General features: G+C 63.6%; 19 protein-coding genes. 9 read left to right on the top strand and 10 right to left on the bottom strand.

Going from position 1 to position 16,767, the window contains the following annotated elements:
• Positions 1–33: 33 nt before the first annotated feature.
• From GKIL_RS25265 to GKIL_RS10510, 3 genes are read left to right on the top strand one after another with little or no spacing between them, the layout of a single operon-like run.
• Positions 34–297, top strand: a complete 264-nt coding sequence (locus tag GKIL_RS25265) for a hypothetical protein (protein WP_023173544.1) — start codon at positions 34–36, stop codon at positions 295–297.
• A 47-nt stretch (positions 298–344) separates the two neighbouring features.
• The gene (locus GKIL_RS10505) at positions 345–1,010 is read left to right on the top strand and encodes an acyltransferase (protein ID WP_023173545.1); all 666 of its coding nucleotides are present in this window, start codon (positions 345–347) and stop codon (positions 1,008–1,010) included.
• Positions 1,011–1,016: 6 nt separating this feature from the next.
• The gene (locus tag GKIL_RS10510) at positions 1,017–1,574 is read left to right on the top strand and encodes a WcaF family extracellular polysaccharide biosynthesis acetyltransferase (protein WP_023173546.1); all 558 of its coding nucleotides are present in this window, start codon (positions 1,017–1,019) and stop codon (positions 1,572–1,574) included.
• A gap of 1 nt (position 1,575) precedes the next feature.
• Here the strand turns inward: GKIL_RS10510 and GKIL_RS10515 are convergent, their stop codons facing one another.
• From GKIL_RS10515 to GKIL_RS10545, 8 genes are all read right to left on the bottom strand, one after another.
• Positions 1,576–2,721 (bottom strand): nucleotidyltransferase domain-containing protein, encoded by a 1,146-nt coding sequence (locus GKIL_RS10515; RefSeq protein WP_023173547.1) that lies wholly within the window; start codon positions 2,719–2,721, stop codon positions 1,576–1,578.
• A gap of 6 nt (positions 2,722–2,727) precedes the next feature.
• Positions 2,728–3,858, bottom strand: a complete 1,131-nt coding sequence (locus tag GKIL_RS22620; protein WP_023173548.1) for a 50S ribosomal protein L11 methyltransferase — start codon at positions 3,856–3,858, stop codon at positions 2,728–2,730.
• The gene (locus tag GKIL_RS22625; protein WP_023173549.1) at positions 3,859–4,800 is read right to left on the bottom strand and encodes a phytanoyl-CoA dioxygenase family protein; all 942 of its coding nucleotides are present in this window, start codon (positions 4,798–4,800) and stop codon (positions 3,859–3,861) included.
• Positions 4,791–5,777, bottom strand: coding sequence for a phosphoenolpyruvate carboxykinase (ATP) (locus GKIL_RS10530; RefSeq protein ID WP_023173550.1), 987 nt, complete (start codon positions 5,775–5,777; stop codon positions 4,791–4,793). Before GKIL_RS10530 ends, GKIL_RS22625 begins: the two co-directional genes overlap by 10 nt.
• Positions 5,774–6,814, bottom strand: coding sequence for a hypothetical protein (locus tag GKIL_RS10535; protein ID WP_023173551.1), 1,041 nt, complete (start codon positions 6,812–6,814; stop codon positions 5,774–5,776). Before GKIL_RS10535 ends, GKIL_RS10530 begins: the two co-directional genes overlap by 4 nt.
• 5 nt (positions 6,815–6,819) lie before the next feature.
• Positions 6,820–6,960: a lasso RiPP family leader peptide-containing protein gene (locus tag GKIL_RS24730; protein ID WP_023173552.1), complete on the bottom strand. Its 141-nt coding sequence runs from the start codon at positions 6,958–6,960 to the stop codon at positions 6,820–6,822.
• Positions 6,957–8,768 carry an asparagine synthetase B family protein gene (locus tag GKIL_RS10540; protein WP_023173553.1) on the bottom strand — a complete coding sequence of 604 codons (1,812 nt, stop codon included), beginning with the start codon at positions 8,766–8,768 and terminating at the stop codon, positions 6,957–6,959. The genes GKIL_RS24730 and GKIL_RS10540 overlap by 4 nt, the downstream gene beginning before the upstream one ends.
• Before the next feature lie 81 nt (positions 8,769–8,849).
• Positions 8,850–9,125, bottom strand: coding sequence for a PqqD family protein (locus GKIL_RS10545; protein WP_023173554.1), 276 nt, complete (start codon positions 9,123–9,125; stop codon positions 8,850–8,852).
• Positions 9,126–9,247: 122 nt separating this feature from the next.
• On the opposite strand from GKIL_RS10545, the gene GKIL_RS10550 reads away from it, so the two are divergent.
• The 6 genes from GKIL_RS10550 (at position 9,248) to GKIL_RS10575 (ending at position 14,372) form a co-directional block, all read left to right on the top strand.
• On the top strand, positions 9,248–10,087 hold the full coding sequence (locus GKIL_RS10550; protein ID WP_223173825.1) for a glycosyltransferase family 2 protein: 840 nt from the start codon (positions 9,248–9,250) through the stop codon (positions 10,085–10,087).
• A 222-nt stretch (positions 10,088–10,309) separates the two neighbouring features.
• Positions 10,310–11,617, top strand: coding sequence for a glycosyltransferase WbuB (locus tag GKIL_RS10555; protein WP_023173556.1), 1,308 nt, complete (start codon positions 10,310–10,312; stop codon positions 11,615–11,617).
• A 9-nt stretch (positions 11,618–11,626) separates the two neighbouring features.
• Entirely contained in the window at positions 11,627–12,667 is a 1,041-nt protein-coding gene (glpX, locus tag GKIL_RS10560) for a class II fructose-bisphosphatase (protein ID WP_023173557.1), read from the top strand.
• 119 nt (positions 12,668–12,786) lie between these two features.
• Positions 12,787–13,359: a Uma2 family endonuclease gene (locus GKIL_RS10565; protein WP_023173558.1), complete on the top strand. Its 573-nt coding sequence runs from the start codon at positions 12,787–12,789 to the stop codon at positions 13,357–13,359.
• Positions 13,360–13,457: 98 nt separating this feature from the next.
• Positions 13,458–13,820: a hypothetical protein gene (locus tag GKIL_RS10570; protein WP_023173560.1), complete on the top strand. Its 363-nt coding sequence runs from the start codon at positions 13,458–13,460 to the stop codon at positions 13,818–13,820.
• Between the two features lie 15 nt (positions 13,821–13,835).
• Positions 13,836–14,372, top strand: coding sequence for an RES family NAD+ phosphorylase (locus GKIL_RS10575; RefSeq protein WP_023173562.1), 537 nt, complete (start codon positions 13,836–13,838; stop codon positions 14,370–14,372).
• Positions 14,373–14,396: 24 nt separating this feature from the next.
• On the opposite strand, the gene GKIL_RS10580 is transcribed toward GKIL_RS10575, so the two are convergent.
• Together GKIL_RS10580 and GKIL_RS10585 are read right to left on the bottom strand one after the other, a co-directional pair.
• A complete protein-coding gene (locus GKIL_RS10580) occupies positions 14,397–15,629 on the bottom strand; it encodes a type II secretion system F family protein (RefSeq protein WP_023173564.1) in 1,233 nt (410 codons plus the stop codon).
• Between the two features lie 16 nt (positions 15,630–15,645).
• Positions 15,646–16,749 carry a type IV pilus twitching motility protein PilT gene (locus tag GKIL_RS10585; protein ID WP_023173565.1) on the bottom strand — a complete coding sequence of 368 codons (1,104 nt, stop codon included), beginning with the start codon at positions 16,747–16,749 and terminating at the stop codon, positions 15,646–15,648.
• Between the last annotated feature and the right edge of the window lie 18 nt (positions 16,750–16,767).

Below are 16,767 nucleotides of genomic sequence, written 5' to 3' on the forward strand. Positions count from 1 at the left end.
CGATCGAAGCAGAGATGAGGGAGAGAAAAGCGTATGAGCGAGCAGCAGCAGCAGCGTAATTGTGCCGAGGTCTGCCAGAACGGCTGTATCGAGGCGGCGAACGGCACCCCCGAAAAATGCCCGCACTACGAGAGTATGCTCCAGGCTCGCGCCACCGTCGAGAACACCTCCTTTGACCGACTGATGGAACTGGCAGAAGAAGGGGCGATCGAATCGCGCCTGCGGGGCATCGGGGCCACCCCCAAATTTGAAGATCTGCCCCCGGAAGTGCGGCGGATGCTCACCGGCGAGGGCTGATTGTCCCGGAGGCGGTAGACTCAACAGAGTTTCTGCTCATCGAGACGGTGAAGACGCTCCTTGCTGCGCTGACGCTGCTTCTGCCCTGGCCGGTGCGCCGGTGGGTGCTGGTGCGCTTCTGGGGCTACCGGATCGACCCGACCAGCCGCATCGGCCTTGCCTGGATCTTTCCGCGCCGCCTGGTGCTGGCGGCCCACAGCCAGATCGGCCACCTGAACGTCTGCAGGGGACTCGACGAGCTGCGCCTCGAAGAACACGCCCGAATTGGCCGCCTCAACTGGATCAGCGGTTTTCCGGCGAGGCCCGACCGCCACTTTGCCCACCAGCCGGAGCGCTCGCCGCGCCTCGTCCTGGGCCGCCACGCCGCGATCACCCACCGCCACCTCATCGACTGCACCGACACGGTTCGCCTGGGCAACCACGCAATCTTGGGAGGGTACCGCTCGCAGGTGCTCACCCACGCCATCGACCTCGAGCGGGGCCGCCAGCACGCTGCCCCGGTGCAGATCGGCAACTACTGTTTTGTCGGCACCAGCTGCGTGTTGCTGGGAGGCAGCCGCCTGCCCGACCATTCAGTACTTGGGGCGATGAGCCTGCTCAAGGACGCCTTCAGCGAGGAGTACACCCTCTACGCCGGTGTGCCCGCGACGGCGCGCAAGAACCTCGGCACAGACTGGAAGTACTTTTCGCGGCCAGAAGGCTACGTCTGGTAGGTGGCGATGTCCGGCATCCTCGAAGGCAACGACCCTTACACCCAGCCCAGTTTCAGCCGGGCGAACCGGCTTGGGCGGCTCGTCTGGGGGCTGGTCCGGCTGGTGGCCTTTCGATTTAGCCCCCGGCCCCTGCACGCCTGGCGGGCCTTCGTGCTGCGCTGCTTTGGGGCAAAGCTGGGCCGGGGCTGCCACATCTATCCGGGGGTCAAGATCTGGGCTCCCTGGAACCTCGAGTGCGGCGACTACGTGGGTATCGCCGACGGCGTCACCCTCTACAACCAGGATCGAATTGCGATCGGCAGCCGGGCAACGATCTCCCAGGGTTCGCACCTCTGCACGGGTACCCACGACTACACCCGGCCCCACTTTCCGCTTCGTACTGCGCCGATTGCCGTCGGGGATTGCGCCTGGATCTGTGCGGAGGTGTTCATCCATCCGGGGGTGCGGGTGGGTGAAGGAACCGTGGTCGGTGCCCGCGCCGTCGTCACCGCCGATCTGCCCGCCTGGACTGTCTGCGCCGGTCATCCCTGCCGGGTGCTCAAGCTGCGCCCGAGGTGGGAATAACCTATTCGACCCGGCGCAGGCCGCGCAACCAGCGGTAGGGGTAATAGAAGGGCACCAGCGACCGGTGGGCAATTCCGTAGCGCTCCTGCATGTACTCCGCGTCTGGAAACAGGGCTCGCCGGACAAGCTGCCACTTCTGCCGCCAACGGATGACCCCCGAAAGATCCGCAAGCAGGCGCTGGGCGCGGGTCCGCTCGCCGGGGGCGAGGGCACCGAAGGCGCGCAGTTCAGTAGCAGTGACTCGCAGGGCGCGCAGGTCTTCGACGATTCCCCGAGGCACCGGCACCGCCCAATCGGTGGCCAGCTGCAAAAGGGTGCGCTGCAGCGGCAGCACCAGGCTGTTGCCTTGCGCTTGCTCCAGGAGCACTTCCCAGTCCAGATCCTGTCCGCAGCGGACAAGCAGCTCGGCAATATCCTGCAGCCAAAGAAGGGAGCGGCCTCCGTGGTGCAACTGCAGGTGGGCGCACAGGTAGAGCACTTCTGCTTCGAGGCCCAGCACCAGGGCCATCCGATCGCCGATGGGGCTGCGGCGGGCCGTTTGCCAGAACCACTCGCCCGCGAGGGCCCGCTGATAATAATTGGGGCCGATGAGCCGCCAGTGCAGATCGACGTAGACATCCACCAGCCCCCGCCTGTGCAGCGATTCCTCGTTGCGGAAGGCGGCGTTGAATCCAGTCGCGATCTCCGTGCGGGTAGGAGCGAAGTGCAGCGCTTTGAGCACCTGGCGCGCCACCGGCAAAGCAGCGGGACGGATGAGCAGATCGAGATCCTGCATGGGCCGCACGGCGATGTCGCCGTAGAGGCGTTCGGCCAGCGCCGCTCCTTTGAGAACGATCACCTCCACCTGCGCCCCTGCCAGCGCCTGGAGGATGTCTGCCAGGGCAGCAAACAGCAGCGCGTTGCGGCAGGCGTTGCGCCGGTAGGCCACTTCCCACTCCGCTTCGACGGCGGCAGGAACGAGCGCCTGGTGGTGGACGACGCTGTAGAGCAGGGGGCCCAGGGCTTCTGAATTCACGATCTGACAGCAGCGCTCCCAGTCGAGGGGCGGCTGGTCACGGGCCAATTCCAGCGCCTCCGGCTCCCAGCGCCCGCGCAGGCAGAGCACCAGCCACCGGGTCAGTTCTTCGTCCACCGCAGGCACCGGCATGGGCTACTACTGTCCGTACTTCTGGGCCAGTTCACCGACGCGGGCCAGACTGTCTTGAAGGCGGTCGAAGCGGCCAGGAAAGTGCTGCGCCAGGCGGCGGGCAATCGCTTCGAGGGTGAGCTGGCCGTCCATCTGTTCGAGGATGAACCGGTCGATCTTGCCTTCTTCGCCCAGGCTGGGCACGGAATCCGCCGCCTGCCGCCGCAGCCGCTCCAGCGAAAGGGGCATCCCGTAAAAGGTGGACTGGCGAAAGCTCATCTTTTCGATCTGGCTGTCCCAGCGCCAGATATATTCTCCCCCGACCAGTCTGGCGCTGAGTTGAACAACGATCGTGTCGCCGACAGCGACATTCACCGGTTCGGACCAGGGCAGAAAGCCGCTGCCGTAGATCGTGGTCGGCTGGGCTGTGCCGGGGCGGTTACAAAAGCCAATGCCGGGAGCGAGCACGGCGTCGAACCAGAGCAAGAGCCCGTGGGCGGTGCCGGACCGGGTCACCTGCCAGCGCAGTTCACCCTCGACGTCGCTGGTTTCGACGGTTCTGTAATCGAGGGTGGCCCAACGCTCGGGCGGGGCGAGCAACTGCTCCGGGCCGACCGGGCCGTGGTGAAAGCTGTTGCGCACGATGGGCAGGGCGGCCCGCAGATCGAGGTTGTGGCAGTTGTCCGTCCAGGGCAGTGTGCAGGAGTGGTAGAGGGCTTCGGACTCGATGATCGCTGCCCAGAGCACGTCCTGCTCGGGAATGAGTGCCCCATCGGGTGCCAGAAAGCGCCGCCGCGCATCGATGATCGTCGGCAGATGGTTGCGAAAAAGCGGCAGCGCCCCGCGCAGGTCCGAGACGATCAGATCGGCGCGCTCCGGCAACTGCACCGCGTTCGACCAGTTCTGGAGAAATTCGATGCGATCCGCGCAACCGGCGGCCACAGCAACCTCCTGCGCCAGGGCGATCGTATCGTCCGCCTCGATGGCGTAGACCCGACGCGCCCCGAAGCGGCAGGCGAGCACCGCAAAGACGCCGGTGCCGGTGCCGATGTCCACGACCACCGCCCCAGGCGTCACCCGTTGCCGCAACGCCCGCTCGTAGGCGCGCGAGCGCACCCCATCGGCGATCATCTGGCCATGATTTAAAAGGACGTACATCTAAGATCCGGCCCGCTCGCACAGGTGTTGCGCCAGATCAAGATAGCGGATCAGCCGCACCTCGTTGCGGTAGTAGTCGAGAATCGCCCGCCCGATCAGCCCCAGGCGCTCGGCGAACGGGGGCAGACCGGCTGTGGGATCAAAAAGGGGCCGCTCGCGGGCGGTGGGTTCTTCTTGAGCGGCGAGAAATTCGGTAGAAAAACTGAGGCGCGGCTCGCCTGTCCCATCGGATTTGCCTCCCCAGTGCAACAGCTCGCCGTCCCAGATGAGCGCTGCACCGGCAGCTACCGGCAGGGCGCGGCTGTGGTGCAGCAGGGCGAGCAGCGTTTCTTTTGTGAGCATCTGCAGATCATCGCGCCAGCTTCCCACTGGCGCATTTTTCGGAACGGCGTAGAGGCAGCCGTTTGCGGGTGTGGCAGGGCTGAGCGCCATCCAGACAGTCACCCGTCCCGTCCTGTCCGGATAGTCCTGGTGGGGAGGCCAGCCGCCTGCCCCCGGCAGGGCAGGAACGGCGTGAAACCAGAAGTTCGCACTCTGGCGGTAGCCGCTGCCGAGAATGGAACCGAGCAGCGCCGCCAGCTTCGGTAGCTGGGGCACCTGCCAGAAAGCGTCGTAGACGAAGGCGAACACCGGCGGCCAGTCCTCGCGCTGCAGCAGGAGGGCGCAGCGGTGCATCGCCTCCAGCAGCGGCGGCGGCAAAGCGGACTCGACCTGCAGGTAACCGGCGCTCCCAAACTGGGCAAGCAGCGCTCCCTGGTGTTCTGGCAGGAGGGCTGCGGTTTCGCTATCCGGCAGAGGGGACGTTCCGGCAACGGAAAGCTGGGGCTGGAGGGTGCGCCAGTAATCGATCGACAGCGCCTGCTCCAGCTTGCGGGCGACCAGCCTGTCGTCCAGGCGCGCGCCTGCAAGAAGTTGCCGGGCGAGTTGCCCATCTATACCCATGCCCGACTCCGCTGCAGCGCCTCGAAATCTTGCAAAATCGCATCGCCCAGCCCGGTCAATCCTGGCCCTCCAGGGCGGGAGGAGACGCAGCGCAGCGGTACCGCTTCCGCCAGTTGGGCGAGCTGAACGAATTGCTGGGCGCGCATCGCTCTGGTGTGCAGACGACTTACCCAGCTTTCGGCGAGCAGAGCGGGCCAGATGGTCTGAAAGGAAGCAGGCTCGATCCGGGTCGTCGGCGCGGGTTGTCTCAGCCAGTAGATAGCGGCGACGGGCAGTGGCTGGCGGGCATACCGGCAACCGTTCTGGCGCAGGTCGAGGTCGAGGTGGTCGCCGTCCGGCGCAGGGATCAGCTGGAGTGTAAATCCCTGCAGCTGGGCGAGCAGCGGCGCGGCTGTGGGCCGCAGGCGCAGCCAGGGCGTGCCCGGCTGGGCAATGAAGTGATCGCCCTGTTGCCCCAGCGCCACCAGATCGTCCGCCAGTACCGGGTAGCCCCGCGCCGCCAGCGCCGCCGCCAGCGTCGATTTGCCGCTCCCCTCCGCTCCCAGCAAAAGTAGTGCCCGATCGCCCACGACCACTGCCCCAGCGTGCAGCGCGATCGTCCCCCTTAGGCCCAGCACCAGGGCGAGGAGCGAACCGAGTAGATAATCCGTTGCCGCCTGAAAACCGGCAGATGCGGGCCAGGTTGCCCAGACCTGGGTGCCGACCCGATCGAGCAGAAACTCGACCCCGTCGCCGTAGCGCAGGCGCAGATAGACATCGCCCACCTCCCAGCCGACGAGCACCGGCTGGCCATTCCGGTGCCGGTAGGGGCTGGTGTACCAGCGCTTCTGAGACAGCTCTCCCATCCCCTGCGGCCAGCAACCGAGCTGGATCTGGACATCCACCGGCTCGCTTCCGGCAGCCAGAATATCCAGATTGGCGACGGGCCGGTTCACCCGCAGGCGCAGGCCAAAGATCCGATGCAAAACCGCTGTCACCGGCACTCTCCCAAAGCTGCAGTCGCTTCGAGAATCCGATCGCACAACTGGTCGAGGCGGGCCGGGTCGCTGTGGGGGTGGAGCCACAGGGGCGGCATCTGCTCGCTGAGCCGGGCGAGCAGGTCAAATTCTTGCTCGCGCATCGCTCTATTCAGCAGGCGGGCAGCGTAGGTATTCCCCACCAGGGCGATCAGCCCTTGCTGGCCCATTGCAGGGGTGATCCGGGGTGCAGTAGCGTCTGGATGCCGTTCAGCGAGCAGATAAAGCGCGCCCAATGGCAGCGGCTCCGCCCAGAAGCGGTAGCCGTTTTGCTGAAGATCGAGGTGCAGCCGTCTTTCTCCCTGGGCCTCCGGCAGCGCAAGCGCCTCACCGGCAGCGCAGGCAAGCATCGTCAGGGCGGTGGGCCGCAGCCTGAGACGCGGATAGCCCGGCTGCACCAGAAAGTGCGTCCCGCCATCGACCAGCGGCACGATGTCATCGGAGAGCACCGCCAGACCGCGTCTGGCCAGGGCCGCTGCCAGAGTGGATTTGCCCGCCTCCGCCGGGCCGACGAAGACGACCGCCCGGCCTGCAATGGCGACAGCGCTGGCGTGGAGGGCAACCGTTCCCCGCAGCCGCAAAAGAAAACCGAACACCGGACCGAGCAGGTAGGTGAGCGCGTCCGCCTCGGTGAGGGTGGCTGGCCACCAGGCCCAGAGGCGGCTGCCAGTGCGATCGAGAAGAAACTCGGCTCCGTCGCTGTAGGCGAAGTGGACATGCCCATCCAGCCGTTCCCAGACGATCAGGGCCGTCCTGCCGCCCTCGTCGCGGTAAGGGCTGAGATAGACCGGCGGCGGTGCGGTGGCCATCTCCCGATCGAGCCACTCCGGACGAGCGGCCAGTTCGATCGTCAGATCCGCCGGACCGGTGGCCACACTCGCGGCCAGGGCGGGAATGGGCCGGTTGGAGGCAATTTTCAGGCCATAGGCGCTGTACAACCGGGCGGCTGCATCTTCGACTCGCCCGGCGGCGCTGCCCCGCTCCGTAGCGCCCGTCATCTTCGCTAGACAGCTGTCTTTACTCTGTTGCTGTCTTTTCGGCCCTTGCGATCAGAAGTTCCCTGGGTGATCGTGCGGATATCGCCGTAGACGTGCAACTGGGGAGGCTGGTACGGTTTTTTCTCCGGCGGCGCTGGCTCGCTCATGGTCTGCTCCTGGTAGGTATCGGGACGGACGGAACGGTGTATTTCAACCAGTAATTCAGGGCAATCAATCTTCGTCTTTTCTGGATTGTATCGTTCAGCTCATCGCAGGTCGTCCCCTGGATCAGTGTAGAAACGATCGTCATGTCCACGTACTCTCCCAGCCGGGCGACCGGCAGGGCGTCGCCCAGCACCCAGGGAGCGTAGGGATGGACAGGACGGGCCGCCAGGGGAGTTTTGGGCCGTTGCCGCACCGCCTCCGGCAGCCGATCGCCCATCGCCTCACGCAACAGTTGCTTGTGAACGCACCAGGGCACAGGCGGGATCGCCAGCAAAAATTCGAGCAGGCGCAGGTCGAAGAAAGGATGGCGCACCTCGACGGGGATATGGGTCCAGGCCGGATCGTAGCTTTCAAACAGGCTCGGCCAGAACGGATCGCGGAGCATTCTATGTAGTCTGGGGCGAAAGGGATGCACTGCCGGTGGATTGCTGCTCAGTTGCCGCCAGCGCCCCGGCAGATCCAGGCGGGCAGCGAAGTCCCTGTTGAGCCAGTCGGGATAGCCTGCCGGTTCCTGCCTGCGGAGGCTTTTTAAAAAGGTGCGGATACCGAGGGGCGGCAGGCGGCCATGCTCCACCAGATAACTGCCGATCGTTCCGGCGGCGCGCCTGATCCCGCCCTGCCTGAGCAGGTACAGGCCGTAGGTGTTCTCGGCACAGAAGGCAGAATCGCCCCCCTGGCCGGTGAGGAGCACCCGGCCACCGCTGGCCGCTATCTGGCGGCACTGATCGGCGTCGATGAGCCAGAGCGGATGGTCGCAGGGCTCGGGCAGGTAGCCCTCCAGCCGGTCCCAGCCCTCGAAGGCGCAGTAGCGATCGGCGATCTGGTAGTGGACGGCGATCTCCAGGTGCCGGGCGGCCAGAGCGGCCCAGTGGCGCTCACTATCGGGGATGAGCCGGTCGTAGACGCAGGTGTGGGCCCAGAGGCGAGAAGCATTCCCCTGCCGAGATAGCAGGGTTCTGGCCGTAGCCGCCACCGAGGTCGAATCCATGCCACCGCTCATCGAGATGGCGACGGGCCCGTCCCCAAGCCGGTCCCCCACCGCCCGGTCGAACAGTTCTCGAAAGTGCTCGATGTAATCGCCGCGACGACGGTAAAAAATCGGCTCAGCGACCGGCAGCTCCCAGTAGCGGCTGATGCGGACCGGCTGTCTGGGCTGCCAGCCGAGCGTGTGAGCCGGGGGCAACCTGCGGATGGCAGCGAAGGGGGTGATATCCAGTTGCTGGGGACAGCCAAACAGTAGAAAGTCGGCAACCGCCAGCTCATCGATCCGATTGCTCAAGGCCGGGTGCAGCCGCAGAGCCGCCAGCTCGCTGCTGAAGAGCAAGCTCTGACCTACCTGGGTATAAAAAAAAGGTTTGACTCCCAGCTGATCGCGGGCACAAAACAGGCTGCCATCCCAGATGGCGAAGGCAAAATCGCCCAGCAGGTGCGTGGCGCACCCTTCACCCCAGCGGCGGTAGGCGCTAAGAATCAGCTCGGCATCCGAAAGCGGCGCTTTTACTGCCAGTTTCTCGGCCAGCTCCGCCCGCCCGTCTAGGCGCGCATCCGCCACGATCCAGAGTGGAGCGCCTGCAAAGCACCCTCCACTGCTCTGGCCGGACTGGCTGAAACCAAAGCCCACCGGCCCCGTCAGCCTGCTTTGCTGCCCATCCGGACCCCGGTGGGCAAGGGCTCTCACTAGTTGCTCTAACAATCGGCGGTCGGCGGGAGCGCCGTCCAGGTTGAGAATACCAGCAATACCGCCACTCATCGCCGTGGAAGGATGGCGCGATCGAAGGCGGCTACGAACAGTCCTCTCGCTGGTCCAGGTAGACGAAAGAAGCGGCGGGCCCTATTCATCGCTCGTCTCCAACAGACCGTGTCTCACCAGTTCGGCAATCAAGTTCAGGGCGTCCTGCCGCAGGACAGCCGCCTCCACGTCGTACTCGCCCAGGAGCAATGTGCAGGCTGCCTCGACCGACTCGGAAGTGGTCAGCACTTCCCACATGCGGGTGCCGACCGCATCGAGGCCAAAGTACTGTTCGCTGCGCAAACTGAGCAGCACAGACTCGGTCTTGAGCCGGCGCACGAGAACATCGGCAGGTAGGGACACTCGCATGGAGACCATCGAGGCGCTGTCTCTGTGCAGCCCTCCTCGATCATTGTTTCGGAGAAATCTGAGAATGGCAATCAACATCCCTTAACAATCGGGGCGAGTCGCAGTGCAACAATAAGAAGGCGTCATCGCACTTGCGCCTGGCCGTGGCCGTCTCGATCGTCATTCTTACCCTCAACGAAGCGGCGGATCTGCCCGGTTGTCTGGAGTCGATCGGCTGGTGCGACGACATTCACCTCGTCGATTCCGGCAGCTGCGACGGAACGCTCGAACTGGCCGTCGCCGCCGGAGTACGCTGCTACGAGCATCCCTTCAGTTCTTTTGGCAAGCAACGCAACTGGGCTCTCGATCACTGCCAGTTCGCCCACGAGTGGATCTTGTTTCTGGATGCGGACGAGAGAGCGACGCCCGCCTTTGCCCGCGCAATCGAGGGGGCAACGGCAGCCGCTGGAGCTTCTATCGCCGGTTATTACTGCTGCTGGAAGCTCATGCTGGACGGGCATTGGCTCAGGCGCACCGACGGCTTTCCGCGCTGGCAGTTTCGCCTGCTGCGCTGGGGCCGGGTGCGCTTTTGCGACTTTGGCCACGGCCAGAAAGAAGACCGCGTCCAGGGACAGCTCGCCTACCTGAGCGAACCGTACCTGCACTACGCCTTCAGCAAGGGCTGGGGGCAGTGGCTGAGCCGCCACAACCGCTACTCCGATCTGGAGGCTGCCGAGCGGTTGCGCGCCAATGTTTCCTGGCAGGAATTGCTTGCCCGCGACCCTTCGGTGCGCAACAAAGCCCTCAAACCGCTGCTCAGCCGCCTGCCCGGCTGGCCCTTGTGGCGGTTTTTGATCATGTATGTTTTCAAGCTGGGCTTTCTTGAGGGGCGAGCGGCCCTCACCTACTGCATTCACCTGGCGTACTACGAGTTTTTAATCCAGGTAAAGATGGACGAATTGCGCCGAGGCCGCTGTCTGGACAGAACCTGAAGCGGGCTATCGTCAGCGATTTTTGACTTTGTCACCCAAAAGCACCTGTCTCCCCCGTTCGTGCTTCCGTCCCGACTTTGATTCCTGTACGCTTCATAAAGATAACCGGCAACTGTCCTGTGGGCATTTGCCAGAGGTCGGTCAGTTTATGCTCCTGGCTTGCGAACAAAATTCGCTGAAAACTGTTCAGCCAGCCCCTCCCGTTGTTTCCCTCCAGTTCCCATGCGTATCCTCATTTATGGCATCAACTATTTCCCCGAACTGACGGGCGTCGGCAAGTACACCGGCGAGATGGCGGAGTGGCTGGCCGCCCAGGGGCATCAGGTGCGCGTCGTCACCGCCCCTCCCCACTATCCCGCCTGGCGGGTGGCCAAAGGTTACAGCCCCTGGCGCTACAGCCGTACATGCCAGGCGGGCGTCGAGGTGTTCCGCTGTCCTGTCTGGCTCAAAACCCAGCCCACCGGCGTCGAGCGGCTGGTTCACCTGCTGTCGTTCGCCCTTACAAGCCTGCCGGTGATGCTCGCCCAGGTGTTCTGGAAGCCGGAGGTGGTGCTCACGATCGAGCCGCCGCTTTTGGCGGCCCCGACGGCGCTGCTGGTAGCCCGGCTCTCAGGAGCCCATAGCTGGCTGCACATTCAAGATCACGAGGTAGACGCCGCCTTCGAGTTGCAGTCACTGCCAGGAGGGGGCCGTCTACAGCGCACGGCGGTGGGCTTCGAGCGCTGGTTGCTCAAACATTTCGATCGCCTCTCGACCCTGTCGCTCCAGATGCTCGAGCGGGCAGTCGGCAAAGGGGTCGAGCGCGAACGGATCGGTCTATTTCCCAACTGGGTCGATACGGGCCGGATTCATCCCGATATCTCAGCTGATGCATTGCGCCGCGAGCTGGGGCTTACAGCCGAGGATCTGGTGGTGCTCTACTCGGGCAATATGGGCGGCAAACAGGGACTCGATCTGTTGCTGGCAGCGGCAGACAGGCTGCCACGGGTGCAGTTCGTCCTCTGTGGCGACGGCACAGCCCGCCGCCGCCTGAAGAGTGAAAGCTGTCGTCTGGCCCTCGCCAATGTCCATTTTTTGCCCCTACAGCCGACCGAGCGGCTGGGCGAATTGCTCAATCTGGCCGACATCCACGCCCTGATCCAGCGCGATCAGGCCGCCGACCTGGTCATGCCCTCCAAACTGGCGGGCATGATGGCGAGTGGCCGGGCGGTGATCGCCACCGCCCGCCCCGGCACCGCCGTGGCGACGATGGTCACCGCTTCTGCCTGCGGGGCGCTGGTGCCCCCCGAAAATGTCGATGCGTTCGTGCTGGCGGTGCAGGAGCTGGCCGCTGCCCCGAGGCTGCGCCGCGAAATGGGGCGCAATGGCCGCAACTGGGCACGGGACTATCTAGCTAAGGGACTGATTTTAAGTCAGTTCACAGCTCAACTCCTCCAGCTTTGCAGCGGCACTGTACCGCTTGTGATCCCCGATGCTGGGCTTGAGGAGGCTTCTGGTACACTGAGGACCGCGGACGTAGATGGAGAATGAGGTGCGGTCATGGAGAAAACGCTGGGGCTGGAGATTATCGAGGTAGTCGAGCAGGCGGCGATCGCCTCGGCCCGGCTGATGGGCAAGGGCTTGAAAAATGAAGCGGACGGCGTCGCTGTCAAGGCGATGCGCGACCGGATGAACGAAATTTATATGCGTGGCCGGATCGTGATCGGCGAAGGCGAGCGCGACGACGCGCCGATGCTCTATATCGGCGAGCAGGTGGGCATCTGCACGCGCGAGGACGCCGCCCAGCTGTGCAGCCTCGATGAACTCATCGAGATCGACATCGCCGTCGATCCCTGCGAAGGTACCAATCTGGTCGCCGAAGGCCGGGCCGGATCGATGGCGGTGCTCGCCATCTCCGAGAAGGGCGGCCTGCTCGGTGCGCCCGATCTGTATATGAAAAAATTGGCCGCTCCGCCCCAGGCCAAAGGCAAGGTCCACATCGACTATTCGGCCACCAAAAATCTGCAAATCATTGCCGAGTGCCTCGATCGCAGCGTCGAAGAGCTGGTGGTGATCGTTATGAAGCGCGACCGCCACAAAGATCTCATCCGCGAAATTCGCGAGACCGGAGCGCGGGTGCGCTTTATCGACGACGGCGACATCTCCGCCGCCCTCTCCGCCGGGATCAACGGCACCGGCGTCCACGCACTGATGGGTATCGGAGCCGCACCTGAGGGAGTGATCTCCGCCGCCGCCCTGCGCTGCCTGGGTGCCCACTTTCAGGGACAGCTCATCTACGATCCGGAGGTCGTCCAGACGGGTTTACTCAAGGGCACCAAAGCCGAGATCGAAGAGCAGCTCAAGGCTCAGGGCGTCGAGCAGCCCGACAAAGTCTGGGAAGCCGACGAACTCGCCTCCGGCAAGAACGTGCTCTTTGCTGCCGCCGGCATCACCGACGGCGACTTTATCAAGGGCGTGCGCTTCTTCAATGGCGGGGCGCGCACCGAGACGATGGTCATCTCCAGCCAGTCCAATACGGTCCGCTTCGTGGACACGGTTCATATCCTCGATTCGAGCAAGCACGCCGATCTGGTGATCTAGAGCGGTCTTTGGCAGCCGGGTATCAGAACCAACTGAACGAAGCATCCGGCTCTGGACAACCGATTGTTCTGGTTTGCGACATCACCCAATAGAATGGACTTGCTGCACTCAAAATCCCAGTGATTGCCTCCGTCCACGAGCGCCTCTTCTCGGTGCGTGAGTTCCGCCAGATGGTGGAAGCAGGCATGTTCGGCCCAGAAGAAAATGTCGAACTTTTAGAAGGCCGCATCGTCGTCATCCCTCCCCAGGGTCCGCTTCACGCTTCGACGGTGCGTCGGCTGATGCGCCTGTTGCTCTCTTTGGGGCTGCCCATCGAGCAACTGTTCGACGAAAAGCCCATCTTACTCGGCCACGGCGGACAACCGGTTCCCGATATTGCCCTCGTCGAAGTGAACCCTCAAGATCCGGAGTACCGCTACGAACATCCCACCGCCCGGCAGGTGCGTCTGGCGATCGAGGTGGCCGATTCTACCGCCGCCTTCGATCTCGGTGAAAAAGCCCGCGCCTGTGCCAGAGGCGGCCTGCGGGAGTACTGGGTAGTGGACCTGCCGCACAATCGCATCGTTCAGCACACTGAAGCGTCTGAGAACAGCTATCTGTTGGTCATCTCCCACCCGGCAGGCTCCGGCATCCAGCTACAACTACCTGACGGGGTGCATCTCGATATTGATGCCCTCTTTGCCCAGGCTTGAGGGGATAGCACCGCAGCAAGATTCTGAATCCACAGAAAGACGGTTGCATCTCCTCAAATGCATATAATGTGCATATCAAGCACTGCTGGAGCAGCAACATGTTGTCGCCGTTTTTGGAATCCGTTCTGGAGCCGCAGAAGGGTTGGATCTCTCCTCGGCTCGTGGCACATGCGCTACGAATGCAATTGCAGGAGCTATCCGCGATAGTGCAGGTGCATCGCAACACGCTCACCCGGCATCCGGAATCTCCGGAAGTGCAGAATCGTCTGGGCCAGGTGGTGCGCATCATCAATCGAGCCGCTGCTATGGTTGGCGGAGATAGCAACCGAGCTGTTCTCTGGTTTCGTTACGAGCCGCTATCCGGTTTCGATCGCAAGACAGCCGAGCAACTGGTAGCAGCCGGGCACGGCGACGCAGTGGAAGCGCACCTCGACATGCTCATAGAAGGCGTATATGCCTGATGTTGCTTGTTGGAGATGAGTGAGAACAGCAGCATCACTGCCCGGCGCTACACGGGCCTCTGCTGGCGGATTTTAGCGCCGAAATGGTCCTATGATCCTCTAAGCGGGGCTGGTGCAGCGCGCTTCGGTGGCCGGTGGAATCCCCAGGGTGTACCAGCTCTGTACACGTCGGAGCAGATCGACACCGCCTTTGCTGAGTACCAGCAGGATCTTCTGGTGCGACCGGGCACCTTCTGCGCTTACCGCCTCGATTTGGAGGGCATCGTCGATTTTTGTGACCCTGCTGTCCGGGAGGCTGCCGAAATCACCGAAGCAACACTTTTGAGTCCCTGGAAGGAGATCTGGCTTGTGCAGCGGCGCAGACCGCCAACCTGGGAAGCGACCCAGAAGCTGCTGCAATTCGGCTTTAGCGGTGTTCGCGTACCATCTGCCAGACAGCAAGGCGGCGTCAATCTCGTACTCTGGCACTGGAACAACACTCCAGTTCGCACAGTTGAAGTACTGGATCCGAGGGCGGATTTGCCCCGTGACCAGCGCTCCTGGAATAGTTGAACGCCCGGTAAATACAGAAGAGCGTTACTTAATCAAATCAAAGACAGTAAATAGCGGCAGGTACATTGCCAGAATGACCGAACCGACCAGGCCGCCGAGGACGACGATAAGTAGCGGTTCCAGCAGGCTGGTGAGAGACTTGATCGCCTGCTCGACTTCAAGCTCGTAGAAGTCGGCGACTTTGGTGAGCATCGAGTCGAGTTCGCCGGACTCTTCGCCCACCCGGATCATCTGGACAGCCATCGGCGGAAAGGCCCGCTCCTGCTGGAGGGTGGGGCTAATCATGCCACCTTCGCGGATCGTCTGGCGGGCAGCATCGACGGCGTCGGCGATGACGGTGTTACCGGCGGTGTCGCGGACGATCTCAAGGGCGCGCAGCACATCGACGCCAGAACGAAACAGCACGCCGAAGGTGCGACAGAAGCGGGCGATGGCGGCCTTGCGGATCAGATCGCCAAATAGCGGCAGCCAGAGCCGGACCCGGTCGATCGAGCGGCGGCCACGAGGGGAGCGGTAGGTGCGCCGATAAAACCAGACGACGAAGGCCACGAGAGCCACGAGCACCAGCCAGTTGAGGGGTTGCTGCAAAAAGGTGCTGAGAGACATCAACAGCTGCGTAAAGGCAGGGAGGGTGCCCCCTAACTGGTCGAAGATGCCCTTGAAGACCGGCAGGATAAAGGTGACCATCGCGAGGAAGATGCCGACGGCGAGCACGAGCACGGTAATCGGATAGGCGAGGGCGGAGCGCACCTGGCGCTGCAGCCGGTCTTGATCTTCGAGCAACTTGGAGAGCCGTTCGAGCACCTCGTCGAGCACGCCGCCCTGCTCTCCGGCGGTGATCATCGCCACAAAGAGATTGTCGAAGGCGTCAGGAAATTTGCGCATCGCCCCCGCCAGACTGCTGCCCTGCTGCACATCGACGTTGATCTGGGCGAGGTATTTTTTGAGTTTGCGGTTGCTGGTCTGCTCTTCGAGCACCGTCAGCGAGCGGACGAGGGCGACACCGGCGTTGGTGAGGGCCGAGAGTTGCCGGGCAAGGAGGGATTTGTCGCGGACGGTGATGCGGGTGGTGGCCAGACGCAGTGCCTCAAGGGAGAAGCGCCCGCCGGGCTGCTCGGGCTTTACTTCGGCAATTTCGATCACGTACATGCCCTTTTCGCGCAGTTGCGAGCGGAGAATGGTAGCGTTGTCGGCCTCGGCAGTCTGTTCGAGGGGTGCCCCCCGGTAGTCGCGGACGCGGTATCTGAACGTGGGCATGGCAGCTTACCTGTGGCTAGTAGGGGCGGCTGGTGGCAGGCCGGGGAGCGGCTCCTCCCAACATGCGCTGGAATTCTTCGGGCCGGGAGGTGTAGGTAAGGGCGTTTTCGAGGGCGATCTGACCGGAGGTGACCAGGTCGCGCAGGGAGCTTTCGAGCGTCTTCATTCCGAGGCTGCCGCCGGTCTGCAGGGCAGAGTAGATCTGGCTGGTCTTGCCCTCGCGGATGAGGTTGGCGATGGCGGGGTTGACAACCATGATCTCCTGGGCCATCACCCGCGACTGCAGTCCCCGGCCCGCCTGCACCCTCGGGATCAAGGTCTGGGAGAAGACGGCGACCAGCGAATTGGAGAGCTGGACGCGGATCTGCTGCTGCTGGGCGGGCGGGAAGACATCGACCATGCGATCGACTGTCTGGGCGGCGGAGCTGGTGTGCAGGGTCGCAAAGACGAGGTGGCCGGTCTCAGCGGCGGTGATCGCCAGTTGAATCGTCTCAAGGTCGCGCATCTCGCCGACTAAGATCACGTCGGGATCTTCGCGCAGGGCGGCGCGCAGGGCGTTGGCAAAGCTTTTGGTGTCTTCGCCCAACTGGCGCTGGTTGATGAGGGAGCGCTTGGGAACGAACAGATATTCGATCGGATCCTCGACGGTGAGGATGTGCTCGGAGCGGCTGCCGTTGATGTAATCGACGAGGGAGGCGAGGGTGGTCGTCTTGCCGGAGCCGGTGGGACCGGTGACGAGCACCAGCCCACGGGGCCGATCGGCGATCTCGCGCATGACCGGCGGCAGGCCCAGTTCCTGGATCGTCGGGATGCGGGAGCTGAGGGCGCGCAGAGCTGCGGCGTAGTTGCCCTTGTCTTTATAGACATTGACGCGAAAGCGGGTGCCGCCGTGGCTGTAGGAGCAGTCCAATTCCCAGTTCTGCTCAAGCTGCAGCCGCTGGTTGTTGCTGAGTAGCGGCAGGATGAGCGCCTCGGAGTCGGCGGGACTCAGAGGCTCGTTGCCCACGAAGTGCAGCGCACCGCCCACCCGGATGCAGGGGGGCGTACCGGCGGCAATGTGCAGGTCTGAACCCGCCGAGTCGATGACGTGCTGCATCAGCGTTTCAATGGCTACGGGCATGGGTCTTCTCCAGGCTGT

This window comes from Gloeobacter kilaueensis JS1 (assembly GCF_000484535.1).
GTDB lineage: Bacteria > Cyanobacteriota > Cyanobacteriia > Gloeobacterales > Gloeobacteraceae > Gloeobacter > Gloeobacter kilaueensis.